Raw genomic sequence first — 26,828 nt, 5'->3', positions numbered from 1 at the left:
TTTAATCTTAATGCGAATGTGCTTCATCATTAAGGAAATTTGAGTATATAAATGTAAATCTATCTTTACCAAGAGTTTAACAAAAAAAGTAAATTGGAAAAACCCTAAAGAGATTCAATTAAATAGTGGAATTCATTTTCAGAAATTTTTTGAACTTGGCATTGTAGTTGCTGAATTTGGCAATATCGTGTTACATCAATTTCACTATGTGGATCAGAAGACTTTAATAGGTATTGTATTTTACCGGTTGCTTTTTTTAGGGCGCGTTTGAGCAAAAGTAGTGGCATCGGACAGGGTTGTCCTAAAGCATCAATAACTTCAGTTGAGCTAGAAATTGTAAAGGTCATAATCATTTAAATAACTTCATTCAAAATGATCTTAACAAATTTTGAAAGGCTTTTAGAGAAAAAGTTTTATTAAAAATGCAACCAAATAATCGTACGAAATCAATGGAAACGGGGGAAATAACTTAAAATAAATCTATTAATTGTTGGAAACCCATGTTAAGCTCGGTGCGTTTTAGGGAGTGTTTAATACAATTAGATTGTACTAAAACCTATAACAAATGGATGTAACCGGAAATTGTTGTTAGTTTTACAGAATGATTACAAGCTTTAAAATTATAAAAAATTTTAAAACCTTGTTGGCTCTGCTGTTTGCAACACCGGAAGGTCCTTATCTTTCAATATCTGAGGATTGACTTATGACAGCTCGTGAACAAGGCGTAGTAAAGTGGTTTAACGACACTAAAGGCTTTGGTTTTATTCAGCGTAATGGTGGTGATGACGTATTTGTTCATTTCCGCGCAATTATGGGCGACGGTCACCGTTCTTTACGTGACGGCCAACGCGTTGAATTTAGCGTAGTTCAAGGACAAAAAGGTTTCCAAGCTGAAAACGTTCAGCCTTTAGACTAATTTGTTTTATTGCTTTAATGCAATATGAAACGCTCCAATGTTATATTGGGGCGTTTTTGTTTATAATAACGACTTTGTTTTGGTCATTGATGGTTCGAGAGCATATATGACACCAGGTTTTGAAACCTTAAATTTACATCCGCAGTTGAAAAAAGCGATTGATGCTTTGGGTTTTACTCAGATGACCCCAATTCAACAAAAGGTTTTGAAATATACGCTAGCAGGGCATGATGCCATTGGTCGAGCACAAACAGGTACAGGTAAAACAGCTGCCTTTTTGGTGAGTGTGATCAATGATCTATTAAATAATCCGATTCAAGATCAGCGCTTTCGTGGTGAGCCGCGTGCGTTAATTTTGGCACCTACACGTGAGTTGGCTTTGCAAATCGAAAGTGATGCACAGGCACTTACAAAATTTTCAGATTTACATCTTGTTACCTTGTTGGGTGGTGTGGATTTCGATAAGCAAAAGAAAATGTTGGATCGCAACTTTGTTGATATTATTGTCGCAACACCGGGGCGTTTAATTGATTTTGTTGAACAAAAAGAAGTTTGGTTGGATCGCATCGAATTTTTAGTGATTGATGAGGCTGACCGTTTGCTCGATATGGGTTTTATTCCTTCTGTAAAAAGAATTGTTCGTTTTTCTTCTGCGAAAGAGCAGCGTCAAACATTATTGTTTTCAGCAACATTTAGTTATGATGTCTTGAATCTTGCTCGTCAATGGTTATTTGAGCCGGTAACAGTTGAAATTGAACCAGAACAAAAGACCAATAGTGATGTAGAGCAACGGGTTTATATGGTTGCGAAGCAAGATAAGTATAAGCTTTTACAAGAAATACTTCGTGATGAGCCGATTGATAAGGTGATGATCTTTGCAAACCGTCGTGATCAAGTACGCCGTTTGTATGATCATTTAAAACGCGATGGTTATCGAGTTGGGATGTTATCCGGTGAAATTGCACAAGATAAGCGTGTGAAAATGCTGGATCAATTTAAGAATGGCAAGAACAATATTATGATTGCAACGGATGTTGCGGGTCGTGGTATCCATGTGGACGGTGTTTCGCATGTCATTAACTTCACTCTGCCTGAACAATCTGACGATTACGTGCATCGTATTGGTCGTACTGGTCGTGCAGGTGCGCAGGGTGTAAGTATTAGTTTCTTATCGGAAGATGATGCATTTTATTTACCTGAGATTGAAAAAGCGATTGGTAAAAAATTACCGCTGACTCGAATGGAAGGCTATTGCTAGATTTAAGTAAATAGAGTGACTTGGTGGTTTTAAAACCAAACATTTGATTCATAGAAGACTAAATCATTTTTTGATTTGGTCTTTTTTATTTGTAAGTGTGTTTTGATACGCAAATTACACAAAAGATTCAGTTTTTTTTTGAAATCCTGCGATTAGTTGCTGAATTGAAATAGATCAACATGTAGAATATGGCGCATTACCTGGGAGGATATTATGGCTCTAATCTCGATGCGCCAGCTCTTGGACCACGCTGCAGAACATAACTACGGCGTACCAGCGTTTAACGTAAACAACTTAGAACAAATGCGCGCAATTATGCTTGCTGCAGATGCGACAAATTCACCTGTAATCGTGCAAGCTTCGGCTGGTGCGCGCAAATACGCAGGTGCACCTTTCTTGCGTCATCTTATTTTGGCGGCGATTGAAGAGTGGCCACATATTCCTGTGGTAATGCACCAAGATCATGGTACAAGTCCTGATATTTGCCAACGTTCGATTCAGTTGGGCTTTAGCTCGGTGATGATGGATGGTTCATTGGGTGTAGATGGTAAAACGCCAACTTCGTATGAATATAATGTTGATGTAACACGTCGTGTGGTTGCATTGGCACATGCATGTGGTGTTTCAGTTGAAGGTGAGATCGGTTGCTTGGGTAGCCTTGAAACTGGTATGGCTGGTGAAGAAGATGGTGTAGGTGCAGAAGGTGTACTTGATCATTCTCAGCTTTTAACCTCTGTTGAAGAAGCAACTCAATTTGTTACGGATACTAATGTAGATGCTCTGGCGATTGCTGTAGGCACTTCACATGGTGCGTACAAGTTTACTCGTCCACCTACAGGCGATATCTTGGCAATTGATCGCATTAAAGAAATCCATACTGCATTACCAAACACGCATCTTGTGATGCATGGTTCAAGCTCTGTACCACAAGAGTGGTTGGCGGTAATCAACCAATATGGCGGCGATATTAAAGAAACTTATGGTGTGCCAGTAGATCAGCTTGTAGAGGCGATCAAGCATGGTGTGCGTAAGATTAATATTGATACAGATTTACGTTTGGCTTCTACAGGCGCAATGCGTCGTATGATGGCTGAGAAACCAAGTGAGTTTGATCCGCGTAAATTCTTTGGTGAAACTGTTGAAGCAATGAAAGATATTTGTGTTGCTCGTTACGAAGCATTTGGTACAGCGGGTAATGCAGACAAGATTCGCCCAATTTCTTTAGAGAAAATGGTTGATCGTTACAAATAAAACCGATTTGTGATGAATTAAAAACAGCGGCAATTGTCGCTGTTTTTTATTTTAGCTATAAAAAATGCCAGCGATAAGCTGGCATTTTCTTGAAGGTGTATATGGATGCTTATTGTGCTTTTGTATCTAAACTTACATCTTTGATTTCAACATAGGCATTGGCTCGAAGTTCACGAGTCCAACTGTCAACTTCCATTTCAAACTGACGCTCACCTAAAATTTGACGAGCCATACGTTCTTGGGCTTCTTTGGTCATATCTTGTTGGCGAGTGTCCATAACCTCTAAAATATGCCAACCAAATTGACTTTGGAATGGTTCACTAACTTGTCCAACAGGTATGTCTTTCATCACCTTGTCAAACTCTGGCACCATCACACCTGGGCTCACCCAGCCAAGACTTCCGCCATCACGAGCTGAACCGGGATCATTCGAATAAGTTGCAGCGAGGGTAGCAAAATCATCACCAGCCTTGACTCGATTATAGAGACTATCAATCATTTGTTTGGCACGATCGAGGCTAACAACCTCTGATGATTGAATGAGGATGTGGCGTGTTTGATATTGGGGTACTAGGGCTTTTTGATCGTTTTGCTTGCGATCAAGTAACTTTAAGACATGTGTGCCATCACGGACGTTAACCAGTTCAGTCGTTTGTCCGACTTTTAATGGGGTAACGCGGGCAGATAGCTCAGTTGGAATGTCTGATAAAGAGCGGAAGCCCATATCAGCACCATCAACTGTAACTGTTGAAGTGGAAAACTTGGTGCTAATAGCTTTAGGATCATCACTAGTGGTGAGAGACTTTCTTACTTCTTGAGCAACTTTTTGTACTTCAGCGGTATTTTCACCAGCAATACGCATGTGGATGACATGAACTTGCGTACCAAGTGCCGCTTGACCTTCTGGTGAGTTTAAAAAGTTTTCAACATCATGATCGCTGATTTTGATGCGAGACATGACTTGTTGTTGGCGCAGACGACCAATTGCAAGATCTTCCGCAATACGATTGCGTAAGTTTTCATAAGTACTCGGTGCAATCGCATCTAGCTTTTGCTGGAAAGCGGAGAGTGTGCTTGAACCAGACTGGTTTGCAACTCTCAATACGGCAGCATTTAAGCTATTTTCGTCGGGTTTTATACCGTAGCGTTTTACTTGCTCCAATTGAGCTTGGCGAACAATAAGTTGATCCAGAACCTGCATTTGTAAGTATTGTTGTGGAGGGACTGGCTTATTTTGCGCTTTTAATTGGTGTTCAGTTTCAGCAATTCCTTGCGCTAAATCACTTCTGAGAATGACACTACTATCCACAATTGCAACAACCTCATCCGTAGGTTGAGCAAAGCTTTGCATTGATGAAGAAATTAGGGCAGCGAGAACAGTGGCTCTAAAGATATGTTGAAAATGTTTTATCTTCATTAACGTTGTGTCCAAGATTGATTGATTTTGTTAAAGCCTAAAACTCTATTCTCAAGAAGAGAAGCAAGTTTATTGTTTAAAGCGCCTAGACCTTTAAGTGTAAACTCCGCCATTACAGCGCGCTTTCTATGTACGTCTGGAAGGTTTGGATCATCCAAATCATTATAGTAAGAGCGACCATAAACTGAGACAGCCCAACAACATGATTCGTAGTTTACGCCAAGTAAATATTCTCGTATCAGATTGTTGTCTAGGTCATATTGAGCATGACCCATAATACGCCAATTATCTTTTACAGGTTGTATAAAGGATGCAACAACTTGGTTATATGCATCTTGGCGATCTTTAATGTCTTTTCGGTAGAAATAACCGACATTGTAGAGATTGCCTTTATCTCCCGTGTAGTAGGCTTGGACGTCACGCTGAGCATTATCTCCATTCGACATCCAAGCTGAATTTGCACTAATAGTGACATTTTGATTCAGTTGGCTAGATAAGCTCACAATTGGTCCTGTGCGACTTTGCGTATCAAAGCGATCAAGTTCTTCATTTAAACTGACGCGACGGTCATTGAAATAATAGCTTTGACCGACACTAGCGCGAATACGTTCCAAACCTTCCATATCCAATAGGCTGTAAGTTACCCCTAAAGATAAAAAGTTATTATCTTCTAAGCGGTCATGTCCATAAAAGCGGTAAGGGTTGAAAAGCTGGTCATAGCTGATCGAGGCTGTAGTTGTGTCGAAGTTTGGATAGTCATCTTGCTTCTTATATGGTGAATAGGCATAGAAAGCGCGAGGAGAAATACTTTGTAGGTATTTGCCATCTTTTTCAAAAGTAAGTCCAGTTGCTAGGCTGAATTGTGGGACAACCACAGATTTCTCTAAGTCATCTGAGGTAGAAAGGCCACGCCCTTCTTTTGAGTCTCTATCATAAAAGGTATTGATGCTGCGTACAGATACTTCTGGAATGACATAAAACCATGATGGTGTGATGTGGTTGTAACGCACTGCAAACTGGTTGTAAATACGCGTACCACTAGACTCCAAGGCAGAGCCATCACTAATGGATTTCTTGAAATAAGCGGTATCATTATTAAATTCGTACTGTAGTCCTTGTGGGTTACCAGCGACGTAATTTAATAAGAACTGAGGTAGTCGGGCATAAGGCTTATCTTTGTCTTCGATTTCTTTATCAAGGGTTTGGAAGTCTTCAACTTTTAGTTGAGCGCTAAGGCCTGGAATACCATTTCGATAATTAAGTTCCCACGCACGACGTAAGTTTAAATCGGTTCTCGTATTTGGGTTGTTGTTGAAATCAGAAAAATAATCTTTATCAGATGCGTAATTGTATTCTAAGTGAGTTGACCATTGATTATTGATGATCCAATTATGAATAAGGTGTAGATCTGAGCGATTTTCTTTATCGTACTCTTTGTCATTTGGTATATAACCACCCCAAATTTGACCTGAACCGAAGTTCTCAGTCATGTAGCGGTATTCGGCATCTAATTTAACACCACGTTTACTCATAAAACTCGGTGTAAGTGTTAAGTCGTAGTTCGGCGCGAGATTGAGGTAGACAGGTACGGCGAGTTGTGCACCACCATCATTGCTATAACCAAAGTTAGGGCTTAGCATACCTGTGGTGCGTCGGTCATCTATGGGGAAGTTAAAATAGGGTACAGCAAGTACAGGTACATCTTTTACATAGAGTTTTGTTCCACGTGTGACACCACGTCCAGTCTCTTGATTGAGCTCAATTTGCTTGGCTTGGATTTTCCATACTGGTTTTTGACCAGGTGGGCACGCAGTGTAGCTTGCATCTGTAAAAACAACTAGATTTTCATTTTGACGTCGAATTTGGTTGGCATGACCATGCGCATGTTGTTGTTCAGCAATATAGAAACTATTGTTTAAATCGCCTGTTTGGGTCTTTAAGTTATAGTTGATCTGATCACTTTGAGTGAGTAAGCCAGATTGGGCAAGTTGAACACGCCCTTGTGCATTGGCATGAGTTTGCGTGGAATCAAGAATGACGTGATCTGCACGAATCATACGGCCTTCTTGATCAATCACCACATTACCTTGCAAAACAGAGTCGCCATTTGGATCGTAGTGTCCGTAATCGGCTGTAATGACTGATGTTGTTGCATTCTGATCGGCAGTTTTGGTGACTGGATTGATCGGTGTGACCCATGTGCCTTGACAGAAAGCTGAACTTAAATATTGATTGTTGCGTAATTGCGCTTCTGGCGCAGACTTGTCAACATAATATTGCTGGAAAAATTTTTCTCCTGCATAAGTTTCTTGCTCGTTTTGAGCAAGGGCTTTGAGCTGTGTATTGTCAAGCGTAGAGGCATGAGGCGTAAACGGCACAGATTGATCCGCTGCGAGACTTGATTGAATCGAGCCGCCACACAAGAGTGTCAAAATAGCAGTTGCTAAAGGATTATATTTAAACTGATGTTTCATTGTCTCATTAACCAATACGCTAATTCACAATTAATTATTGTCGCATCATAGAGAAAAAGTTGATAAGTGGCTACACTTAAGCTTTCAAAATCTCAGCTAGTTTTAGATTTTATTGCAAATGAATACACAACGTGAACAATTGATACAAACTTGGCTGCATACCGCGCTGCAATCTGATCAGTTCGAGATCAGCTTTCTAGCAGGTGATGCCAGCTTCCGTCGCTATGCGCGAATCAAGTTACAAAACAAAACATATATGCTGATGGATGCTCCTCCTGAAAAAGAAGATTGTATTCCATTTGTGAGTATTGATGAGTTCTTTGATCAGCATGGTGTTCGTGTGCCCCATATCGTTGCGAAAGACTTAGCGCAAGGTTTGCTGCTGTTAGAAGATTTTGGTGACGTGGTGCTATCCACATTGTTGAATGATGAAACAGTCGATCAATACTATGCGCAGAGTTTTAAGCAATTGATTGAATTGCAGCAAATTGATGGCCGAGAGCATTTGCCAGCGTACTCTTATGAAAAGTTGATGACTGAAATGCGATTATTGACGGAGTGGTTATTGCCTTCGTTGAATATTCAGCCTACAGAGCAGCAGCTTGTAACGATTGAGCAAGCATTTGACTTTCTGGCTGTCGAGGCGACCAATCAACCACAAGTGATTGTGCACCGTGACTTTCATAGTCGCAACCTCATGAAAATTGAGAGTGAACAAGATTTAGGTGTGATTGATTTTCAGGATGCTGTGATTGGTGCTGATACTTATGATCTCATTTCGATTACACGTGATGCCTATGTGCAATGGAACGCTGAACGTGTGTATCACTGGTTTGAGGTGTTTTATAATTTGTTGCCTAACTCTGCCAGAGAAAACCGTAGTTTTGAACAATTCAAACGCGATGCAGATCTTATGGCGATTCAGCGCCATCTCAAAATTCTAGGTATTTTTGTACGTTTGTTTGAGCGCGACGGAAAATCTGGTTATTTAAATGACTTGCCACGAGTGATGTGGTATTTGCTTGAAGAAAGCCAAGGCTATAATGAATTAAATGATTTTATGCAGTTTATTCGTGATGTGGTGATGCCAAAGTTTATTGTGAAGTATGGTGATTACGAGGTTGCGGCATAATGAAAGCGATGATTCTTGCTGCGGGTCTAGGCAACCGCATGCGACCTTTAACCTTACACACACCAAAACCATTGTTAGAAGTGGGTGGGAAGCCATTGATTGTTTGGCATATTGAAAAGCTACAACAAATCGGTGTGACTGAAATCGTCATTAATACGGCTTGGTTGGCTGATAAACTTGTTGCTACTTTAGGTGATGGCGCTCAATTTGGTGTAACTATTCTTTGGTCACATGAGGGCGAAGGTTTAGAGACAGCAGGTGGAATCATCAATGCATTACCTTTGTTAGGTGATGAACCATTTATCTTGGTCAATGGTGATGTATGGACAACCATGGATTTTTCTTCATTGTTGAAAGTTAATCTTGATCACAAACAAGCGCATTTGGTCTTGGTTGAAAACCCACCACAACATCTAAAAGGTGACTTTATTCTTGCAAATGAGCACGCTTATACTTTTGAGCAGGCACAACTGGGTGAGGCGCTGACTTATAGTGGTGTGGCGGTATTATCTCCACAAATGTTTGCTGGTTTAGAGGGCGGAAAGCGACCTTTAGCACCATTGTTAAAGCAAGCGATGCAACAACAGCAGGTTTCGGCTGAGAAAATGCAAGCCGTCTGGGTGGATGTTGGAACGCCTGAGCGTTTAGAGCAACTTGATCAACAGATTCAGCACGGCGAGCTTTTATAAATACGTTGTCTATCTTTGATTTGTATGAAGAATGGCAAAATACAAAGGATTGTGCAGTTTATCATGCTGTAAAATGTTTAACTGCATAATCGTTCAACAAGTCCTACTGTGTCTTGTATCAGAAATCGGTATACTGCACAGCAAATTTATCGAGATGTTGCACAGTTATGCATCCTTTTTTTCAAGAATTAAAGCAAGGAAGTCAAGCCTTAGGATTAAGCCTGAGCGAAGAAGCCCTAACACTGTTGTTGAAATATCAAGATGCTTTAGTGCTATGGAATAAGGCATATAACCTGACGGCTATTCGCGATCCTAAAGAAATGTTGGTTAAACATTTATTGGATAGTTTAAGTATCTTAAAGGATTTACCACAGGGGCGTTTGTTGGATGTCGGTACAGGTGGTGGTATGCCGGGCATGATCATTGCATTGTGTCAACCAGAACGTCATTGTGTGTTGTTAGATTCAAATGGTAAAAAGATTCGTTTCTTGAAACAATTTATTGCAGATTTGAAGCTAAAAAATGTAATTGCAGTGCAAACACGTGTTGAAAATGAAGAAAGCATCAATGAGCTTGGTCATTTCGATGTCATTACAAGTCGAGCTTTTGCCTCATTGTCTGACTTTGTGGATGCAGCACAACCTTATATGCGTGAGCAGAGTATCATTGCTGCGATGAAAGGCTTAATCCCAACGGATGAGGTTGAGCAGTTGAAAGATAAATATTCGTGTAAAGTGATTGAGCTTCGGGTACCAAGATTGGATGAACAGCGTCATTTACTTTTACTTCAACGTATTCAATAAAAAATATTAAGGGTAATCATGGCTCAAATTATTGCGATTGCAAACCAAAAAGGTGGTGTCGGGAAAACCACGACAGCCGTAAATCTTGCTGCATCCTTGGCGATCTTAAAGAAACGCGTCTTATTGATTGATATGGACTCACAAGGCAATGCCACGATGGGGTCTGGCGTTCAAAAAAATGATCTTCTTTATTCAATAACCGACGTCCTTCTAGGTGAAGTTCCGATCGAGACTGCAATTCAAAAAGCCGAGGTGGGTTATAAGGTTTTAGGTGCAAATCGTGAGCTTGCAGGTGTAGAACTTGCAATCGCAGAGCAAGATGGACGTGAGTTTATTCTAAAAAATGCATTGCAAGAAATTGCTGCATCATATGATTATATTATTGTCGACTGTGCACCGAGTTTAAGCCTTATTACGGTCAATGCCTTGGCTGCAGTTAATGGTGTAATTATTCCAATGCAATGTGAGTATTATGCTTTGGAAGGGTTGGCTGATTTAACACAAACAATTGATCGTATACAAAAAGCCCTTAATCCAAACTTGGAAATTGTTGGGGTATTACGTACCATGTACGATGCTCGTAATGCATTGACACGTGATGTCTCAGCTGAGTTGGAGCAATATTTTGGTAAGAAACTGTATGATACGGTTGTACCAAGGAATATCCGTTTGGCTGAAGCGCCTGCACACGGTTTACCTGTGATCTATTTTGAAAAAAGCTCGAAAGGTGCGGTTGCATATTTGAATTTGGCCGCAGAAATATTGAAGAAAAGTAAAGTGAAAAAAGGAAGTGCTGTATGAGCATCAAAAAACGCGGGTTGGCTAAAGGTCGTGGTTTAGATGCGCTACTGGGTTCAATTCAGAAAGAGAAATTGCAACTTGAGGCACAAGCTTTAGATCATGGTCAACTCAAGCAGATTGATGTCAATTTATTGAAGCGTGGGGAGTATCAGCCGCGTCGTTTTATTCAGGAGCAAGAGTTAAAAGAGCTTGCTTCTTCGATTGAAAAACATGGTGTGATGCAGCCAATTGTGATTCGTCCTGTCGACGATGAACAGTATCCATACGAAATTATTGCGGGTGAGCGTCGTTGGCGTGCAGCACAAATGGCGGGATTGACAGAAATTCCTGCAATTGTGCGTGAACTCAATGACCAAGTGGCGATTGCTTTGGCGTTGATTGAAAATATTCAACGTCAAGATCTAAATCCGATCGATCAGGCCTTGGCATTGCAACGTTTCCATGAAGAATTTGGTTTAAGTCATCAGGAGATTGCTGAAACCGTTGGTAAAGCACGGACCACAGTGAGCAATTTATTGCGGTTACTCAGCTTGGCCGACCCAATTAAAGACTTTATGCAGCAAGGTCAAATTGATATGGGGCATGCACGTGCCATTTTGACTCTAAAGGCCAAAGACCAAATCGCAGTTGTAGATATCGTTATTGAAAAAGGCTTATCGGTACGTCAAACTGAACAGTTGGTTCGTGAGTGGAATGAACCGAAGCCTGAAAAGGAAAAGGCACTAATTTCTCCAGATATTGAACAACTGACTCAAAAGTTATCTGAACGTTTTGGGGCAAATGTGAAAATAGACCATAATCAAAAAGGCAAAGGGAAATTAGTGATTCAATATCATTCATTGGATGAGTTGGATGGAATCCTAAATATTTGTTTACCGAACTAAACTGATAACATTGAGAAACCATCCTTTTATATTTTTAAATATTATTGGGGAATAATATGTGGGAACTTGTGAAAGCGGGTGGTTGGTTAATGCTGCCCCTTATTCTCTCATCAATTTTTACGGTTGCGATTATTATTGAACGTTTCATTCGTTTGAAGCGTTCGCAGGTTTTACCTCAAGCACTCCTTATTCAGGGGGCTGATGTAGAATCAGTTATTTCAAATTTAGAAAATGATGCCGCTCAAAACAGCCCTTTAGGTCGTATCCTAACAGCGGGTTATGCACATCAAAGCCAAGGTGAGCAATTTGCTCGTGCTCAAATGGAAGCCACAGCTTCACAAGAAATCAGTCATCTAGAAAAAAATATTAATTTTTTAGGTACATTAGGTGCAATCGCACCATTACTGGGTTTGTTGGGTACGGTCATTGGCATCATTGAGGCTTTTTTGGTGGTTGATATTGGTTCTTCGGGGAATGCCAGCATGATGATGCCGGGGATTTCGACGGCTTTAATTACCACTGCTGTCGGGATGTTAATTGCGATTCCTGCCATGATTGCCTACCGCTATTTTCAGCGTGTCGTACATGAATATGTTGCTGAGTTAGAGCAACAATCAACATTGTTTCATGCTGCACTTTTTTATAAGAAAGCGGCGCATGTACAAGAACACCGTCGCGCAAGCTAAGCATAGGTGTCATGATGAAATTTAAACGTTCTCAGGTTGAAGATATTCATATTAATTTGACACCAATGATTGATTGCATGTTATTTATTTTGGTGTTTTTATTGCTTTCAACCACTTTTAGTCAGCAAAGTCGCATAAATCTTACGCTGCCTGATGCGCAAGGCGTTCCGCCGAAACAATTCGATCACAAAATTGAAATCATGGTAGACTCAAAAGGGTATTATTCTGTGAATGGTCAAGCATTATCAAGCAAAGAAATTGCTGACTTAAGCACCGCAATTAAACAAGTTGCCCAAGATCGCCGAGATTTTATGTTCATTATTGCCGCTGATTCAAGTGCAGCACATCAAGATGTGATTCGTGTGATGGATGTGGCAGGACAGCTTGGCTTTGTCAATGTCAACATTAGCACTAAAGTTCCAACTAGAGGTTTTACTGAGTGAATCAAGATTTTAAAGTCTATTTGCGTCTTTTAACTTATTTAAAATCTTATTGGGGCGTCGCCTTATTAGTATTGCTGGGTTTTAGTATCAATGCCGCCACAGAGGTCTCGGTCGCTAAACTACTTAAATATATTATTGATGCGATTCAGGAAGGTAGTCGAGAAAATTTAAACTGGTTTCCCGTTTTAATTATTTTGCTCATGTTTTTCCGTGGCATAGGCTTGTTTTTAGGTGGCTACTTTACAGCAGTAATCTCAAGAAGATTGGTGTTTAGTATCCGTCAAGAAGTTTATGCGAAACTCCTAAGGCTACCTGCACAATATTATCTTGATAATACTTCAGGACACATCAGTTCTAAGTTAATGTACAACGTACAACAGTTAACAGCAGCCTCATCGGACTCACTGCAAACCGTCGTAAAAGATGGTTTAATTGTGATCGCGTTGCTGAGTTATTTATTTTATACCAACTGGCGCTTAACGCTTTGTATTATTGTATTTATGCCAGTGATTGGAATTTTGGTTCGTGTTGCTGCGAAACGAATGCGTAAACTTTCACTGCAAGTGCAAAATACCATGGGTGATGTCAATCACGTGGTTCAAGAAACCATTAATGGTAATTCAGTAGTCAAAAGCTTTACAGGTGAAGCTTTCGAACAACAACGTTTTTATACATCATCGGTAGAAAACCTTCGCCGTGGTTTAAAAATGGTCGTGGTTCAAAATATTAACAGTCCTGTTGTTCAGCTTGTTTTGTCTTGTGCAATGGCACTTATTCTTTGGTTAGCGTTAAGACCGCAAGTGTTTGGTGATACTTCAGCAGGTGAATTTGTGGCTTATATTACTGCTGCAGGTTTGATTTCTAAGCCAGTGAAAAACTTAACGGATATCAATGAAAAACTACAACGTGGTTTAGCGGCTGCGCATTCGGTTTTTGAATTATTGGATCTACCAGAAGAAGAAAATAAAGGCCAATTAAAACCTGCATTGAAAGGCAATATTCGATTTGATCATGCAAATTTGCAATATAGCGATGGCACCCATGCGATTAAAGATTTCACTTTAGATATAAAAGCTGGGCAAACGATTGCATTGGTTGGGCGTTCTGGTGCGGGTAAAACCTCGTTAGTGAATATGTTGCCGCGCTTCCAAGAACTGAGTCGCGGTCAGATTTATTTTGATGATACTCCTGTTCAAGAGATTGAGTTGCTTAGTTTGCGTTCGCAAATTGCGATGGTGAACCAACAAGTAGTGCTATTCAACCGTAGCGTACGTGACAATATTGCCTATGGACAACTGCAAGATTCAAGTGATGAGCAAATCATTGCAGCGGCGAAAGCAGCCTATGCGCATGACTTTATTATGGAGTTGCCGCATGGATATAACACCGTTCTAGGTGCGCAAGGTTTAAATCTATCTGGTGGTCAACGTCAACGAATTGCGATTGCAAGAGCAATTTTGAAAAATTCACCGATCTTGATTTTAGATGAAGCAACCAGTGCGCTTGATAATGAGTCCGAATACTTCATTCAACAAGCATTTGATGAGGCGATGCAAGGTCGTACCACTATCGTGATTGCACACCGCCTATCAACAGTTGAAAATGCAGATCTTATTGTCGTCATGGACAAAGGTGCGATTATAGAGCAGGGTACGCACACAGAGTTACTTGCTAAACATGGTATGTACTACCAGTTACATCAGCGTAATTTTGAGGAAGATTAATCATGTCGATGGCGCAACGTATACAAGATGCTTGGAATGAACAAGCTTCATGGTTAATTGTTTTGCGCCCATTGTCATGGTTATATCGGTTTGGTTTCTGTCTAAATCAAAGCTTGTATACAGTAGGTATCAAAAGGGTTTATCACGCGCCTGTGCCTGTCATGGTGATTGGTAATATTACGGTTGGTGGAAGCGGCAAAACCCCATTGCTGATTGAGTTGGTCAAATATTTGCAACAGCAAGGTGTGCGTGTTGGGGTGATCAGTCGTGGTTATGGCGGACAGGGTCCTTTTCCTGCAAAAGTTGAACAGCTATCTGAACCTTCCATTGTTGGTGACGAACCTTGTTTGATTGTTCAGTCGACCGATGTCCCGATGGCAGTTGGGCCTAATCGTCAAGCATCTATAGAGTTATTGTTGCAAACTGTTGGTGATCTTGATTTGATTATTAGCGATGATGGTCTTCAGCATTGGGCTTTAGGTCGTCAGATTGAATGGATTGTATTGGATCAAAACCGTGGTTTAGGCAATGAAAAGCTATTACCTGAAGGGTATTTGCGAGAACCAAAATCAAGATTAAAAAGCAGCACAGTTATCGAACATACTAAAGTTGCTCAGCCACATAACAATATGCATTTAGATGTTGGGCAACCTTATCTACTCAACAATCATTTAGAGTTAAGTTGGTTTGATGCGAACCAATATTTTAATGCTGTCGTTGGGATCGGCTTTCCGCAGCGCTTTTATCAGACACTAAGTAAGCTGGGTGTGAGTCAATATCAAGCACATGAATTTCCAGATCACTATGATTATGAAATCGCAGATTTAATTTTTGATTCGCAAGATGCAATTATTACGACTGAAAAAGATGCTGTAAAGTTTAAAAGTTTGTTGCAACAGCATCCTGAATTTAATATACCAATTTGGGTTGTACCTGTTGAGGCCGTTTTATCATCTGATTGTTATGACTTGTTGAAACAGCAGTTGCAACAAGTTGGTATTCAATTTTCTTAGAGAATCACCATGAAACATATCGTTATACCTGCTCGTTTTGCGAGTTCTCGTTTGCCAGCAAAACCCCTTTTATTGATTCATGGTCGTCCGATGATTTTACGTGTGGTCGATCAAGCGCGGAAGGTTGAAGGTTTCGATGATTTATGTGTAGCGACTGATGATCCTCGAATTGCTGATGCTTGTCGTGCTGAAGGGGTAGATGTGGTTATGACCAGTGCGGATCATCCATCTGGGACGGATCGTTTGAGTGAGGTTGCACGCCTTAAAGGTTGGGCAGCAGACGATATTATTGTCAATGTTCAGGGTGATGAACCATTACTTCCTGCACGGCTCGTTAAACAAGTAACACAGCTTCTTGTTGATAATCCGCAGTGTTCAATGTCTACATTGTGCGAGCGAATTTATCATTTAGATGAGTTTCAACGCGATAGTATTGTTAAAGTCGTGATGTCTAATCGCAATGAAGCACTCTATTTTAGTCGTGCCACAATTCCATATGATCGTGATGGCGCGAAACAAGCTGAAGCTCAGGTACATGATCAGGCATTTCGTCATTTAGGTTTATATGCTTATCGAGTGAAGTTACTACAAGAATATGTCACATGGGATCAAGGTCAATTAGAACAATTAGAAAGTTTAGAGCAACTTCGAGTGCTAGAAAATGGTCATCGTATTGCGATCGCAGTTGCCGAAGCCAACTTACCACCAGGTGTCGATACTCAAGCTGATTTAGATCGACTCAATGCAATGCCAGTGAGTGCATTTGAATAATATGATCGTCGATATCCAGTCTACAAAAACTTACGCTTGGCATGAACAAACTTGGGGATTGCTGACAACCCGCTTTCCTGAAATAGGGCATGGCCTATTATTCTATGGCAAGCAAGGCTGTGCTAAAAAAGAGTTTGCTGAACGCTTTGTTGCTTGGATATTATGTGCGAATAAACAGCCACAAGCAGCCTGTGGAGAATGTGCAAGCTGCCAATGGTTGAAATCTGATACACATCCGAATTATGTGCATATCACCACAGATGAAGACAATAAAAAACAAAATGCGAAAATTAAAATAGAAAAAATACGAGATTTACTTCCTTTTGTTCAGCAAACTGGTGAGGGTTGGCGAGTTATCGTGATTGAACCTGCAGAAGCTTTAAATATGGCTTCAGCAAATGCTTTACTGAAAACACTTGAAGAACCGGGTGAGAAAGTCATTTTGATTTTACTTGCTGATCATTACTTAAAATTACCTGCAACGATTCGCAGTCGTTTGCAACGTTTCGCTTTAGATCGCTTAAGTGTGGAAGATGCACAGTCATTTGTGCAACAACAAGTTCCAAATATTAGCACTCAACATATTTCATTATTGCTAAATCTAGCCAACGGAATGCCGTTGACTGCGATTGAAATAGAGCAAAGCGGTTGGTTGCAAAAACGCACTTCGTTCTTAAGTGATTGGCTAAAATTAGTAGCTGAAAAAAGTATGCCGTTGCACTATGCCAACAAATGGTCTAAAGAGTTAAGTTTTACAGAATTTATGACCATGTTCGAATATTTATTAGCAGATTTAATGAGTTTTAAGTTGAATCAATCATTGAGAAATGATGATTTAGATTTTCAGGATTTAGCTGAACAATATCATTTAGAACGCTTATTTGCGATTTATACTGACGTCCAACAAAAGAAACTGATGGTGGCGCAGAATGTACAATCGCAATTGGTCGTAGATGAGTTGTTTATTCAGTTGATGAATGTTGAGCTTGGGTTTTCGCAATAACAAAGTGATGGGCTATCATGCTTTTGATTCGCAAGAATCAATATTTTTTCGGCTAATTGGATAGTTATTCATGAGGCTGCGCTGCATTTTAAGATGTTTTGTAAAGATTGTATTTAAATTGTTTTTTATTATAACTTCCGAACTTATTTTATATAAAATGTGAGGTACTTCACAATAATAGCAAAAAATAAGGAATATAGTGATGAAAATAAGATCTATAGCTGTTGCATTATCACTTGTAATTTTACCAGCCATTGCGATGGCTGAGCCCAAGTTTGAGTCAAATATCAAAGGCTCTTCTATTCTGATCAACGCATCTAATCATGGTTCACAATCCTATGAGTGCGTGTATAGCTACTCATTTAATCATAACCAACAAAATGCAAAATCGAATCAGTTTAGCGGTAAACTTTATATTGAAGCAGGGGCGCGGCAGATCGCTGTTGTGACACGACATACCGATCAAACGATCAGTAAACTCAATTTTGATTATAAGTGCACTGAAAAGTAAGTCCTTTTAAAACGAATTGAACCGTTCATAATGTAATCTGATTATGAGCGGTTTTTTAGCTTTTGTCATAAGCATGATTTGAAGGCTTGGTCTAATGTTATGTGCTGAAAGGTCTATGTAAAATTCCTAATCTAGCTAAATACAAGCCGTTTTGTGTTCTTTCGCAACATTTTGCTGAAACAGTATTTGTTGTTTGTAGGATTGTTTTCTATAATCAAATGATAAATCATGTATAGATACTAAGTAAGCGGTAATTCAAAGGACGTTTATAAAACAGATCAAAGCGAATTGATAGTTTTTATAAGTTTATCAATGTGGAATGATATTGATAATTTTATGTATTTAACAGGGGAAGGTTATGCAACATCAAATGATGGGTGGGATTATACAGGTCAATATTCCTGATAAGGCCACTCTACAATCGAGCTATATGCCTTTTGTACAAGGCGGTGGATTATTTGTCCCAACTAAACAAGCAGTAAAAATGGGACAGGAAGTTTTTATTTTGGCGACACTACCAGAGCAATCACAAAAGATCCCGCTCACTGGTAAAGTCATTTGGATCTCGCACAAACAGACACATTTCAAGCCACAAGGTTTTGCGATTCAGTTGGCTGGCGAAAAAGGTGTGTATTATAAGAACGAGGCTGAGAAATTATTGGCAGGTTCTAAAGGTATGGATCGTCCAAGTTATACGATGTAAGCGTCATGAATAGGAAGAAAGAGTGTTTGTTGATACGCATTGCCATTTAACCCTGTTAGATTTGAGTCCTTATGATGGGAATCTAGATCAAGCACTCGCACAAGCTCGACTTGCGGGTGTCTCAAAATTTATGGGAATCTCCGTTGATCTTGATGACCATATTAAACTGGCAGAAATTGCTTCCCGTCATGATGATGTGGGTTATACAGTGGGTGTGCATCCCTGTGAAGATGGTCATGTTATGGCACGTGCAACAACGGACTATTTAGTCGAACTAGCCCAATCCGAAAAGGTCTGGGCTTTGGGGGAAACAGGCTTAGATTATTATCACAGTACAGATTTTGTCGCTGAGCAAAAACAGTGTTTTGCTCGACATATTCAAGCATCAAAAATTGTGAAGAAGCCTGTGGTTGTACATACGCGCTCCGCTAAGCACGATACGATTGATATTATTCGGGCAGAACAATCGACCCACGGTATATTGCATTGTTTTACTGAAGACTGGGAAACAGCAAAAGCAGTTTTAGATTGCGGTTATTATATTTCTTTTTCAGGTATTATTTCTTTTAAAAATGCCCAAGATCTGCGTGATGTTGCGAAACAAGTTCCGTTAGATCGTGTATTGATTGAAACGGATAGTCCTTATTTGGCGCCTATGCCTTATCGAGGAAAAACCAATGAACCTAAATATGTTCCGTATGTAGCAAAAGCCTTGGCTGATGTATATGATAAAACAGTTGAAGAAATTGGTGTGATTACAACACAGAATTTTGAAAATCTTTTAAATTTTAAATAAACGGTTTTTGTTGTATTAGGAAAGAGAGTTATCACGTGAAAATGGATCGTCAAGCTCAGTTTCGAGCACGAGAAGTATTAATTTTTCAAATCGCTGAGCAACTCCTATTAGAAAATGGCGAAGCGGGCATGACGCTTGATGCTCTTGCGGCTGAATTGGATCTTGCAAAAGGCACCTTATATAAGCATTTTCAGAGTAAAGATGAATTATATATGTTGTTGATTATTCGCAATGAGCGAATGTTGTTAGCAATGATTCAAGATATAGAAAAAAGCTTTCCAGAGCATTTAGCTTTTTTTATGTTGCATCATTTACACCATCCTGAACGTACCGCACTATTTCATCAAATTGAAGAGCGTTTATCAACGACAGCACAAGGTATTCAGCAATTATTTAGTGAGTTATATAAGATTCGCCGTCAACGATTACGTATTATCATTCGAATGACGGAAAGTTATTTGCTTGATATTAACAGTAGTATGACAACCCGTGATTATTTAGCATCTATTTGGTCTTTGACCTATGGTGCAGCAGTTATCCTAAATTCAAGTTTTTATCAGCGCTATTTAGGTTCTAGAGATACATTACGAGTCGCTTATATTGAGCAAGCTTTGGCTATGCCTAAGCAGCTTGAACAAGTTTCATCTTCGTGACCAATAAAATGAAGTCTTCACTGAGATCGCAACAAGCATTTACCCTGATTGAGATCATGGTGGTGATTGTGATTATGACCATCATGACATCTTTGGTGGTCTTGAATATCGGTGGTGTTGATCAGCGTAGAGCGATGCAAGCTAGGGAAATGTTTATTCTTGATCTTAAGAAAATCAATAAAGAAGCCACAGATCAAGCAAAAGTTTTTGCGTTAAATACTCAAAATGCAACAGATGTTTCATCTTTTAGTTATAACCTGTTTGAATATCATGATCAAAGTCATGAGCGTATTCAACAAGCGGATCGTATTTGGCAGGTTTATAAAGAGTTCAAACCTCGTCAGTTACCGAAAAATGTATCTTTTAGCATTCAAAGTTTAGATACTGAAAATTATAAAAGAGCACAGAATGACGATCTATTAGGTGGCAGGGCGCCACAACTGATTTGGTTTGGCAATGGTGAGGTGAAGCCTGTTCGAATTCAATTTTATTATGAGCAACGACCGATTGGACATGAGCTGTCGCTGGATCATTTGGGTAAAGTAAATGAAGAAGAATAAGGCATTTACATTACTTGAAGTCATGGTCGCACTTGCGATTTTTGCAGTGGCTGCGATTGCATTGACTAAAATTGCAATGCAATACACTCAAGCAACCTCAAATGCGATTTTGCGGACCAAAGCTCAATTTGTTGCAATGAATGAAGTTGCGATGATGGAAATGAATAAAGAATGGTTAGATGGAACTCAATCAAAGCAAGTTTCTTCACAAGGTGAAACGTGGCAAATTGATAAAAAAGCTGAACCTACAATTAGCCCCAAAATACAACGTATTGAGTTACAGATAAGTTTGTTTAACGTTGATCAGGATAAAGTAGAAGCAGGTATTAGCAATATAGTATTTTTTAACTATCCTGAACAAGCGAAGACATGATGAAATATAAACAGCAAGCTTTTACTTTGGTGGAATTGCTGGTTGCGATTGCGATTTTTGCTGTGCTTTCGATGTTGGGATGGAAAGTATTTGACTATTTACTAAAAGTGAAAGACCGTAATGCCGAACATGAGGTACATTTGTTCGCTTTGCAGGATGCTTATCAACAGGTTTTAAGAGACAGCTTACAAATTATTCCTTTAACGGCTAATGATGGACGACAGCTTCAGGCTGCCGTGGTGTTGGATGATCGAAGTTTTATGTTCAGTAAAGCTGGTGTATCTGATCCATTGAAACAAGGCTTATCTCCTTACGAGCGTATTGAATATCGTTTTGATGAAGCACAAAAAAAAGTCTATCGTTTGAAATATGCAAATTTAAACATCCCCAATCGTGTGCAGCCGATTTCAAGTACTTTGTTAGAAAATGTTGATCAGTTTAAAGTACTGGTATTGAATCCTCAGGAATTGTCGGAGTGGCCAGAAAACACGAGTGATTCAAATAATGTGAATGAATTAAAAAAATTACCATTAGGTTTTAAAATACAGCTCACGGTCGCAGGTACAGACTATGAGTGGATATATAGCTTGGTCAGCAACAATCAGGGTGGTCAGTAATTGCTATGAAGACATATGCGTCTCAACGTGGTATTGCATTGCTTACGATCTTGGTTATGGTTGCACTTGCGACGATTCTTGCAGCAACCATTGCAAAACGACAAAGTAATAGTGCTGAAAATACAGGCTATTTGATGCGTCAGAATCAATCTTTACTTTATGCCAAAAGTGCCGAAGCATTTTTCTCGGAGTTGTTGATTCAAGATAGCGATAACGGTAACAGTGTTGATCATTTACAAGAGAATTGGGCCAAACCAATGCCATCATTTCCTGTTGATGGTGGTTCTGTTCAAGGTCGTTTAGTGGATGAATCTGGAAAATTCAACTTAAATAATTTGGTAAAAGCAAATGGCAATGAAGTTGATGATTTGGCTCGTCGCTGGTTTGAAAAACTTTTACAGCGTGTTGGTTTGCCCGCAGAGCTAAGCCAAGCTGTGATTGATTGGCAAGATACTGATGATGAAACAACAGGTGCGATGGGTGCTGAGAGTAATTATTATCAAGGATTAGATCCTTCTTATCTAGCTCCAAATACCAAATTTCACAGTATTGAAGAATTGAAGTTGGTTAGAGGGTTCGAAGGGAAAAACTACGATTTGATTAAGCAATATATTACGGCATTGCCAGAACCAACAAAAATTAATATGAACACTGCGCCGGCATTATTGTTGGCAAGTATTGATCCAAGCGTCGATGTCAATGCTGTAGAGCAAGAATTAAAAACAAAACAAGCTGATTTATCGTATTTCAATAATGTTGAAGATTTGTGGAAGCTCAATGCTTTTTCAGGAATAGAGCAGCAAAATAAGGCAGATGCGGCGACGTGGTTAGACAGTAAATCCTCATTTTTTACTGCACAAATAGAAGTTGTTTTAAGTGAGCGGAAGCGCCAATTTAGCAGCTCGATGCACCGACAAGATAAACAAGTTGCTGTCTATTCAAGAAGTCTTGCCCCTTTTAAGTGAGTAGATTGGATTATTGAATAGTCACAAGATTTAAATTCAATCCCAATGCTTGTTTTTTTGCTTTATAATAAAGCTTGTTTGCAAAAAAGATCAGCTTGGTGCATGTTAATTCGTAAATTATTTAAGTTTGAAAACGCGCATATTGTACGAAATTGTACATCGGATCGCTGTAAGCGTTCGATTCATGGGCATAGCTATAAAGTTGAATTATTACTAAAAGCGTCAAAGTTAGATCATGGGCAAATGGTTTATGATTTTGGACTGCTTAAAGGCGTGATTAAAGAACTATTTGATAGTTTTGATCATGCGATTTGTTATTGGCAAAAAGACGATGCTGCGTATATTGATGCATGCAAAACCTTTAGCGCACGTTGGGTGGCTTTGCCTGTTTCACCATCAGCAGAACAATTTTCTCGTATTTTCTTTTTTCTTGCGCAACAAGTATTAAATTCAACCGTTACCCAGAATGGCGAAGGGGATGTTGAAGTATATTCGGTGATTGTTCACGAAACTGATACGGGTTATGCACAAAGTTTTCAAGAAGATATTGATAATGAACAAATGGGCATATTGAGCCTAGATCAAATCGTTTTTTCAGAGCAGGTTCAAAGTGAGTGGAGTGATCCACAAATGTATGAGCGCTTGAAAAATGGAATGCGATTTCAAAACCCGAATGTAGAATTACAAGTTAATATTTAAGTACCTACTCACTCAAGGGAGTGAATTTATCTCAAGGAACATTGATGCAATTTACTGAACAGCAACAGGACAAGTTAAGTAAAGTTCAGCTGGATGAGTCATGGAAAATCTCATTATCAGAATTTCTGCTCGGTCAGAAGATGGATCATTTACGTGAGTTCTTGCAACAGCAAAGACTTGCAGAGAAGACGATTTACCCACCAAGTAAACATATTTTTAATGCACTAAATACAACGCCTTTGAGTGCTGTTAAAGTTGTAATTTTAGGTCAAGATCCATATCACGGGCCAAATCAAGCCAATGGTTTAAGTTTTTCTGTGCAAAGAGGGGTTGCATTACCACCTTCTTTACGTAATATTTTCCATGAATTGCATAGTGATTTGGCCGTGCCTATTTCTCGGCATGGTGATTTGAATAAGTGGGCTGCGCAGGGTGTGCTGTTGTTGAATAGTGTACTGACCGTAGAGGCAGGCCAACCAACTTCTCATCAAAAGCAAGGCTGGGAAGATTTTACAGACGCTGTGATCGATGTATTAAATGAGCAGCGCGAACACGTGGTCTTTATTTTATGGGGTGCTTATGCACAGCGTAAAGGACAACGTATTGATCGTAATAAACATCTCGTATTAAGTGCAGCTCATCCGTCGCCATTGGCGGCAAACCGTGGTGGTTTTTTTGGCTGTAAAGTATTTTCTAAAAGCAATCATTATTTGAAACAACATGGCATTGAGCCTATAGACTGGCAATTGGACGCATAATGACTTCTCCTGATTTAAATAGCTATCATCCTGATTTGGTTATTGAGCAAGAAAAAAATGGTTGGCGAGTCATTCGTCTTAACCGACCAAAATCTTTACATGCATTAGACGAGTCTATTGTAACTGCACTTTTTCGAGTGTTTGAGCATTTTCATGATGATGAAAGTGTCAAAGCAATTTGGTTAGATTCAACCACACCAAAAGCATTTTGTGCAGGTGGAGACGTACGTAAGCTTCGTCAATTGGTTGTAAATAAAGAAGTTGACACTGCGAATAAATTCTTTGAGCAAGAATATGCCTTAGACCTATTACTTCATAATTATGCTAAGCCGATTGTAGTTTGGGGTGAAGGCTATGTGATGGGTGGTGGGCTTGGTTTATTCATGGCGGCTCCATTCCGTTTAGTGACACCTTATTCACGTTTGGCTATGCCTGAAATCAATATCGGTTTATATCCAGATGTAGGGGGAAGTCGATTTCTGGCCGATCGGGGACAAATTGGTTTGTTCACTGGTCTAACTGGATCGATTATGACGGCTGCTGGTGCATTTAGTATCGGTTGGGCGACACATATCTGTGAAGCGCAACGTGATAATGTCTTGCAAAAAGTCTTAAATGTAGATTGGAATCATTATCCAGCAGGTGCTTTCCGTGCCATTGATGACACATTAAATAGTCTGCATCGTCCAGTTGCAGCAGGTCCTTTGCAAAATTCGATTGATGTTATTCATAGTGTTTGTCGTGGTCAAAACTTTGAATTTGATTATCAGGCAATTATCGGATTGAGTGAGGCGAGTAGTGATTGGTTGCGTCAGGCAAGTGAGAACTTGCAAAAGGGGTCACCGAGTACAGCAGCGATCACGTGGTTACTTTGGCAATGGGGTAAACAGGGTCATGCTTGGGATGAGGTTTTTGCGCTAGAAGCTCAGATTTCTGATTGGAAAATCCGTCATCCTGACTTCGTAGAAGGCGTGCGTGCTCGCTTAGTGGACAAAGATCTCTCTCCAGAATGGAAAGCGACAGAGAAAATTACTTTAAAAGATATTTTATCTGATTGTCCACCAGTGACAAATATTGATAGCTGGAATGCTTTGTTAAGACAATACGGTATTATTGTTTAAGGCATATGAGTAAAAATAATAGTAATGATGAACATTGGATGCAGTTTGCTTACGAGCAGGCTGCATTAGCCGCAGCTCAGGGGGAGATTCCTGTAGGGGCTGTTATTGTCAGCCAAGGTGAAATCATTGGGGTGGGCTATAATGCCCCGATCAAACTTTCGGATCCTACGGCGCATGCAGAGATTCAAGCGCTACGTATGGCCTGTCAATCTATCAATAATTACCGACTTCCTGATGATGCCACGCTTTATGTCACGCTTGAGCCTTGCACAATGTGTGTGGGGGCTTTAATTCACGCGCGTGTTCAACGTGTAGTGTTTGCTACAACTGAGCCTAAGGCAGGTTCACTGGTCAGTGCCCGTCAACTGCTTGAAAATGGTTATTACAACCATAAATTCACCTTTAAACAAGGTTGTTTACAAGCGGAATGTTCAACTCAACTCAGTGATTTTTTTAAACAAAGAAGAAGCGAAAAGAAGAAAAGCCGTTTATCAAAAAACGTCCTTAAATGATTCAAAATGTCTCAGCGATTGTGGCAAACTAAGCCTCCGATGATTTTGGTTTAATTAAAAAGGCGAAACTATGCGTAATGCAATCACCATACAAAAAGAATTCAATGCACCGATCTCTGAGGTTTTTGAGTTATTGTCAAAACACGCAACTTATAGTAAAGCTTTTGCACCGTTACAGGTGGTGCGTGTCAAGGATTCTGCTGATCCTAAACGTCCAGATGGTATCGGTTCAATTCGCCGTTTGGGCTTTGGTCCAATTAAGCCACTTCAAGAAGAGATCACTCTGTTAGAAGAAAATCAACGTATTGAATATAAAATAATTAACAATCGATTGGTTAAGCACCATTTGGGGCAAATTGATTTCAAAGAAATTACGCCTTATATCACTTTGGTAACCTATAAGATTGAATTTACAGCAAAAGCACCTTTTGTAAGCAAATTAGTTCTTGCACAACTCAAAGCAGCGATTACACTAGGATTTTCAAAATTAGCGAAATCAGTTGCTGCATAAGAGATGGGAATGACAGTTCATATTATTACGATTGATGGTCCAAGTGGATCTGGTAAAGGGACTTTGGCTGCAAAAATTGCTGCTCATTATCATTATAATTTATTAGATTCTGGCGCACTTTATCGTTTACTCGGGCTGTCACTGTTTCAACAAGATCTGCTCGACCAACTGGATGTAAAATTAGAGCAATGTATTGATTGTGCGCTCAATTTGGATATTGAATTCAAAACAACGGATACAACTACATTGATCTTGTTGGATGGTGTCGATGTCACCAATACGATCAGGACTGAGCAGGTTGGAGAGTACGCATCAAAAGTTGCGGTTGTTCCTGAATTGCGTAAAGCTTTATTTGAACGCCAACGTGCATTTATCCAAACACCTGGCTTGGTTGCCGATGGTCGTGATATGGCGACATCGATCTTTCCAGAAGCGCAAGCTAAAATTTATTTGACGGCATCGGCTGAGTCTCGTGCAGAGCGCCGTGTAAAACAGTTGCAGGGCATGGGTCTTGATGCTAAAATAAGCGACATTTTATCTAACATACAGGCTAGGGATAAAAGAGATATGGAGCGTACTGTTGCTCCTCTCAGACCCGCTGAAGATGCGTATGTCATTGATAGTTCTACAATAGGTATCAATGAAGTATTTCAGTTGATGGTTGACTATATCAATAGCCGTATAAAATAGATACACAATTTTTTATCAGTTGAAGCATTGCTTGATCAGATTTTTTGGACAATGTAACAACTTAACTAAACCGGCCTTGTCTGATCCAAGACCG

Annotated in this window: 30 protein-coding genes and 1 pseudogene; 28 read left to right on the top strand and 3 right to left on the bottom strand. The window is 39.7% G+C overall.

Going from position 1 to position 26,828, the window contains the following annotated elements:
* Positions 1–104: 104 nt before the first annotated feature.
* Positions 105–347: a sulfurtransferase TusA family protein gene (locus EAH57_RS12230; RefSeq protein WP_121930329.1), complete on the bottom strand. Its 243-nt coding sequence runs from the start codon at positions 345–347 to the stop codon at positions 105–107.
* A gap of 356 nt (positions 348–703) precedes the next feature.
* On the opposite strand from EAH57_RS12230, the gene EAH57_RS12225 reads away from it, so the two are divergent.
* The 3 genes from EAH57_RS12225 to fba all read left to right on the top strand — a co-directional run bounded on the left by EAH57_RS12225 (position 704) and on the right by fba (position 3,425).
* Positions 704–916 (top strand): cold-shock protein, encoded by a 213-nt coding sequence (locus EAH57_RS12225; protein ID WP_004653893.1) that lies wholly within the window; start codon positions 704–706, stop codon positions 914–916.
* Between the two features lie 106 nt (positions 917–1,022).
* Positions 1,023–2,174 carry an ATP-dependent RNA helicase RhlB gene (rhlB, locus tag EAH57_RS12220; protein WP_121930328.1) on the top strand — a complete coding sequence of 384 codons (1,152 nt, stop codon included), beginning with the start codon at positions 1,023–1,025 and terminating at the stop codon, positions 2,172–2,174.
* Between the two features lie 213 nt (positions 2,175–2,387).
* Entirely contained in the window at positions 2,388–3,425 is a 1,038-nt protein-coding gene (fba, locus tag EAH57_RS12215) for a class II fructose-bisphosphate aldolase (RefSeq protein WP_004671418.1), read from the top strand.
* Between the two features lie 109 nt (positions 3,426–3,534).
* Here the strand turns inward: fba and EAH57_RS12210 are convergent, their stop codons facing one another.
* Together EAH57_RS12210 and EAH57_RS12205 are read right to left on the bottom strand one after the other, a co-directional pair.
* Positions 3,535–4,842, bottom strand: a complete 1,308-nt coding sequence (locus EAH57_RS12210) for a peptidylprolyl isomerase (RefSeq protein WP_121930282.1) — start codon at positions 4,840–4,842, stop codon at positions 3,535–3,537.
* A complete protein-coding gene (locus EAH57_RS12205; RefSeq protein WP_121930281.1) occupies positions 4,842–7,316 on the bottom strand; it encodes an LPS-assembly protein LptD in 2,475 nt (824 codons plus the stop codon). Before EAH57_RS12205 ends, EAH57_RS12210 begins: the two co-directional genes overlap by 1 nt.
* A 118-nt stretch (positions 7,317–7,434) precedes the next feature.
* Between EAH57_RS12205 and EAH57_RS12200 the strand changes: the two genes are divergently transcribed.
* From EAH57_RS12200 to cmk, 25 genes and pseudogenes are all read left to right on the top strand, one after another.
* Positions 7,435–8,448, top strand: coding sequence for an aminoglycoside phosphotransferase family protein (locus tag EAH57_RS12200; RefSeq protein ID WP_121930280.1), 1,014 nt, complete (start codon positions 7,435–7,437; stop codon positions 8,446–8,448).
* The gene (gene murU, locus EAH57_RS12195) at positions 8,448–9,137 is read left to right on the top strand and encodes an N-acetylmuramate alpha-1-phosphate uridylyltransferase MurU (RefSeq protein ID WP_121930279.1); all 690 of its coding nucleotides are present in this window, start codon (positions 8,448–8,450) and stop codon (positions 9,135–9,137) included. Before EAH57_RS12200 ends, murU begins: the two co-directional genes overlap by 1 nt.
* A gap of 167 nt (positions 9,138–9,304) precedes the next feature.
* Positions 9,305–9,940, top strand: a complete 636-nt coding sequence (gene rsmG, locus EAH57_RS12190) for a 16S rRNA (guanine(527)-N(7))-methyltransferase RsmG (protein WP_121930278.1) — start codon at positions 9,305–9,307, stop codon at positions 9,938–9,940.
* Between the two features lie 18 nt (positions 9,941–9,958).
* Positions 9,959–10,741 (top strand): ParA family protein, encoded by a 783-nt coding sequence (locus tag EAH57_RS12185; RefSeq protein ID WP_121930277.1) that lies wholly within the window; start codon positions 9,959–9,961, stop codon positions 10,739–10,741.
* Positions 10,738–11,625: a ParB/RepB/Spo0J family partition protein gene (locus EAH57_RS12180; RefSeq protein ID WP_005197195.1), complete on the top strand. Its 888-nt coding sequence runs from the start codon at positions 10,738–10,740 to the stop codon at positions 11,623–11,625. Before EAH57_RS12185 ends, EAH57_RS12180 begins: the two co-directional genes overlap by 4 nt.
* Before the next feature lie 56 nt (positions 11,626–11,681).
* Positions 11,682–12,311 (top strand): MotA/TolQ/ExbB proton channel family protein, encoded by a 630-nt coding sequence (locus tag EAH57_RS12175; protein WP_121930276.1) that lies wholly within the window; start codon positions 11,682–11,684, stop codon positions 12,309–12,311.
* Between the two features lie 14 nt (positions 12,312–12,325).
* Positions 12,326–12,754 (top strand): ExbD/TolR family protein, encoded by a 429-nt coding sequence (locus EAH57_RS12170; protein ID WP_121930275.1) that lies wholly within the window; start codon positions 12,326–12,328, stop codon positions 12,752–12,754.
* On the top strand, positions 12,751–14,478 hold the full coding sequence (gene msbA, locus EAH57_RS12165; protein ID WP_121930274.1) for a lipid A export permease/ATP-binding protein MsbA: 1,728 nt from the start codon (positions 12,751–12,753) through the stop codon (positions 14,476–14,478). The genes EAH57_RS12170 and msbA overlap by 4 nt, the downstream gene beginning before the upstream one ends.
* Before the next feature lie 2 nt (positions 14,479–14,480).
* Complete coding sequence (lpxK, locus tag EAH57_RS12160; protein WP_121930273.1) at positions 14,481–15,491, top strand: tetraacyldisaccharide 4'-kinase; 1,011 nt, start codon at positions 14,481–14,483, stop codon at positions 15,489–15,491.
* A 9-nt stretch (positions 15,492–15,500) separates the two neighbouring features.
* Positions 15,501–16,262: a 3-deoxy-manno-octulosonate cytidylyltransferase gene (kdsB, locus tag EAH57_RS12155; RefSeq protein ID WP_121930272.1), complete on the top strand. Its 762-nt coding sequence runs from the start codon at positions 15,501–15,503 to the stop codon at positions 16,260–16,262.
* A gap of 1 nt (position 16,263) precedes the next feature.
* Positions 16,264–17,265: a DNA polymerase III subunit delta' gene (locus tag EAH57_RS12150; protein WP_121930271.1), complete on the top strand. Its 1,002-nt coding sequence runs from the start codon at positions 16,264–16,266 to the stop codon at positions 17,263–17,265.
* 202 nt (positions 17,266–17,467) lie between these two features.
* Complete coding sequence (locus tag EAH57_RS12145) at positions 17,468–17,776, top strand: hypothetical protein (RefSeq protein ID WP_121930270.1); 309 nt, start codon at positions 17,468–17,470, stop codon at positions 17,774–17,776.
* Between the two features lie 358 nt (positions 17,777–18,134).
* On the top strand, positions 18,135–18,479 hold the full coding sequence (locus EAH57_RS12140) for a PilZ domain-containing protein (RefSeq protein ID WP_121930269.1): 345 nt from the start codon (positions 18,135–18,137) through the stop codon (positions 18,477–18,479).
* A gap of 22 nt (positions 18,480–18,501) precedes the next feature.
* A complete protein-coding gene (locus tag EAH57_RS12135) occupies positions 18,502–19,275 on the top strand; it encodes a TatD family hydrolase (RefSeq protein ID WP_121930268.1) in 774 nt (257 codons plus the stop codon).
* Between the two features lie 41 nt (positions 19,276–19,316).
* Positions 19,317–19,928: a TetR/AcrR family transcriptional regulator gene (locus tag EAH57_RS12130; protein ID WP_165382378.1), complete on the top strand. Its 612-nt coding sequence runs from the start codon at positions 19,317–19,319 to the stop codon at positions 19,926–19,928.
* Between the two features lie 8 nt (positions 19,929–19,936).
* On the top strand, positions 19,937–20,488 hold the full coding sequence (locus tag EAH57_RS12125; RefSeq protein ID WP_121930327.1) for a pilus assembly FimT family protein: 552 nt from the start codon (positions 19,937–19,939) through the stop codon (positions 20,486–20,488).
* Positions 20,475–20,861: a type II secretion system minor pseudopilin GspI gene (gene gspI / locus EAH57_RS12120; protein WP_004671386.1), complete on the top strand. Its 387-nt coding sequence runs from the start codon at positions 20,475–20,477 to the stop codon at positions 20,859–20,861. The genes EAH57_RS12125 and gspI overlap by 14 nt, the downstream gene beginning before the upstream one ends.
* Positions 20,861–21,478 carry a type II secretion system minor pseudopilin GspJ gene (gene gspJ, locus EAH57_RS12115; protein ID WP_171407460.1) on the top strand — a complete coding sequence of 206 codons (618 nt, stop codon included), beginning with the start codon at positions 20,861–20,863 and terminating at the stop codon, positions 21,476–21,478. The genes gspI and gspJ overlap by 1 nt, the downstream gene beginning before the upstream one ends.
* 5 nt (positions 21,479–21,483) lie before the next feature.
* Positions 21,484–22,443 (top strand): type II secretion system minor pseudopilin GspK, encoded by a 960-nt coding sequence (gspK, locus tag EAH57_RS12110; RefSeq protein ID WP_121930265.1) that lies wholly within the window; start codon positions 21,484–21,486, stop codon positions 22,441–22,443.
* A gap of 102 nt (positions 22,444–22,545) precedes the next feature.
* Entirely contained in the window at positions 22,546–23,142 is a 597-nt protein-coding gene (locus EAH57_RS12105; RefSeq protein WP_121930326.1) for a 6-pyruvoyl trahydropterin synthase family protein, read from the top strand.
* Positions 23,143–23,186: 44 nt separating this feature from the next.
* Complete coding sequence (ung, locus tag EAH57_RS12100; protein ID WP_121930264.1) at positions 23,187–23,900, top strand: uracil-DNA glycosylase; 714 nt, start codon at positions 23,187–23,189, stop codon at positions 23,898–23,900.
* Complete coding sequence (locus EAH57_RS12095; protein WP_171407459.1) at positions 23,897–25,021, top strand: enoyl-CoA hydratase/isomerase family protein; 1,125 nt, start codon at positions 23,897–23,899, stop codon at positions 25,019–25,021. The genes ung and EAH57_RS12095 overlap by 4 nt, the downstream gene beginning before the upstream one ends.
* A 5-nt stretch (positions 25,022–25,026) precedes the next feature.
* Positions 25,027–25,576: pseudogene (gene tadA / locus EAH57_RS12090) on the top strand (tRNA adenosine(34) deaminase TadA).
* Between the two features lie 27 nt (positions 25,577–25,603).
* The gene (locus tag EAH57_RS12085; protein ID WP_121930261.1) at positions 25,604–26,044 is read left to right on the top strand and encodes an SRPBCC family protein; all 441 of its coding nucleotides are present in this window, start codon (positions 25,604–25,606) and stop codon (positions 26,042–26,044) included.
* Positions 26,045–26,053: 9 nt separating this feature from the next.
* On the top strand, positions 26,054–26,734 hold the full coding sequence (gene cmk / locus EAH57_RS12080) for a (d)CMP kinase (RefSeq protein WP_121930260.1): 681 nt from the start codon (positions 26,054–26,056) through the stop codon (positions 26,732–26,734).
* The last annotated feature ends 94 nt before the right edge of the window (positions 26,735–26,828 follow it).

It is taken from the genome of Acinetobacter sp. 2JN-4 (genome assembly GCF_003687745.1).
Lineage (GTDB): Bacteria > Pseudomonadota > Gammaproteobacteria > Pseudomonadales > Moraxellaceae > Acinetobacter > Acinetobacter halotolerans.
The sequence above is the reverse complement of the archived record's forward strand: the minus strand, read 5'-3'. Positions and strand labels throughout refer to the sequence as shown.

Bases quoted from the DNA above. Each gene is read 5' to 3' on its own strand.
- gspJ (WP_171407460.1), top strand. From the start codon at position 20,861: ATGAAATATAAACAGCAAGCTTTTACTTTGGTGGAATTGCTGGTTGCG.
- EAH57_RS12170 (WP_121930275.1), top strand. From the start codon at position 12,326: ATGAAATTTAAACGTTCTCAGGTTGAAGATATTCATATTAATTTGACA.
- gspI (WP_004671386.1), top strand. From the start codon at position 20,475: ATGAAGAAGAATAAGGCATTTACATTACTTGAAGTCATGGTCGCACTT.
- EAH57_RS12205 (WP_121930281.1), bottom strand. From the start codon at position 7,316: ATGAAACATCAGTTTAAATATAATCCTTTAGCAACTGCTATTTTGACA.
- fba (WP_004671418.1), top strand. From the start codon at position 2,388: ATGGCTCTAATCTCGATGCGCCAGCTCTTGGACCACGCTGCAGAACAT.
- EAH57_RS12105 (WP_121930326.1), top strand. From the start codon at position 22,546: ATGTTAATTCGTAAATTATTTAAGTTTGAAAACGCGCATATTGTACGA.
- EAH57_RS12130 (WP_165382378.1), top strand. From the start codon at position 19,317: ATGGATCGTCAAGCTCAGTTTCGAGCACGAGAAGTATTAATTTTTCAA.
- EAH57_RS12210 (WP_121930282.1), bottom strand. From the start codon at position 4,842: ATGAAGATAAAACATTTTCAACATATCTTTAGAGCCACTGTTCTCGCT.
- cmk (WP_121930260.1), top strand. From the start codon at position 26,054: ATGACAGTTCATATTATTACGATTGATGGTCCAAGTGGATCTGGTAAA.
- ung (WP_121930264.1), top strand. From the start codon at position 23,187: ATGCAATTTACTGAACAGCAACAGGACAAGTTAAGTAAAGTTCAGCTG.
- EAH57_RS12125 (WP_121930327.1), top strand. From the start codon at position 19,937: ATGAAGTCTTCACTGAGATCGCAACAAGCATTTACCCTGATTGAGATC.
- lpxK (WP_121930273.1), top strand. From the start codon at position 14,481: ATGTCGATGGCGCAACGTATACAAGATGCTTGGAATGAACAAGCTTCA.
- EAH57_RS12140 (WP_121930269.1), top strand. From the start codon at position 18,135: ATGCAACATCAAATGATGGGTGGGATTATACAGGTCAATATTCCTGAT.
- gspK (WP_121930265.1), top strand. From the start codon at position 21,484: ATGAAGACATATGCGTCTCAACGTGGTATTGCATTGCTTACGATCTTG.
- EAH57_RS12150 (WP_121930271.1), top strand. From the start codon at position 16,264: ATGATCGTCGATATCCAGTCTACAAAAACTTACGCTTGGCATGAACAA.
- murU (WP_121930279.1), top strand. From the start codon at position 8,448: ATGAAAGCGATGATTCTTGCTGCGGGTCTAGGCAACCGCATGCGACCT.
- rsmG (WP_121930278.1), top strand. From the start codon at position 9,305: ATGCATCCTTTTTTTCAAGAATTAAAGCAAGGAAGTCAAGCCTTAGGA.
- EAH57_RS12200 (WP_121930280.1), top strand. From the start codon at position 7,435: ATGAATACACAACGTGAACAATTGATACAAACTTGGCTGCATACCGCG.
- EAH57_RS12185 (WP_121930277.1), top strand. From the start codon at position 9,959: ATGGCTCAAATTATTGCGATTGCAAACCAAAAAGGTGGTGTCGGGAAA.
- EAH57_RS12145 (WP_121930270.1), top strand. From the start codon at position 17,468: ATGAAAATAAGATCTATAGCTGTTGCATTATCACTTGTAATTTTACCA.
- rhlB (WP_121930328.1), top strand. From the start codon at position 1,023: ATGACACCAGGTTTTGAAACCTTAAATTTACATCCGCAGTTGAAAAAA.
- kdsB (WP_121930272.1), top strand. From the start codon at position 15,501: ATGAAACATATCGTTATACCTGCTCGTTTTGCGAGTTCTCGTTTGCCA.
- EAH57_RS12230 (WP_121930329.1), bottom strand. From the start codon at position 347: ATGACCTTTACAATTTCTAGCTCAACTGAAGTTATTGATGCTTTAGGA.
- EAH57_RS12085 (WP_121930261.1), top strand. From the start codon at position 25,604: ATGCGTAATGCAATCACCATACAAAAAGAATTCAATGCACCGATCTCT.
- EAH57_RS12175 (WP_121930276.1), top strand. From the start codon at position 11,682: ATGTGGGAACTTGTGAAAGCGGGTGGTTGGTTAATGCTGCCCCTTATT.
- EAH57_RS12225 (WP_004653893.1), top strand. From the start codon at position 704: ATGACAGCTCGTGAACAAGGCGTAGTAAAGTGGTTTAACGACACTAAA.
- EAH57_RS12180 (WP_005197195.1), top strand. From the start codon at position 10,738: ATGAGCATCAAAAAACGCGGGTTGGCTAAAGGTCGTGGTTTAGATGCG.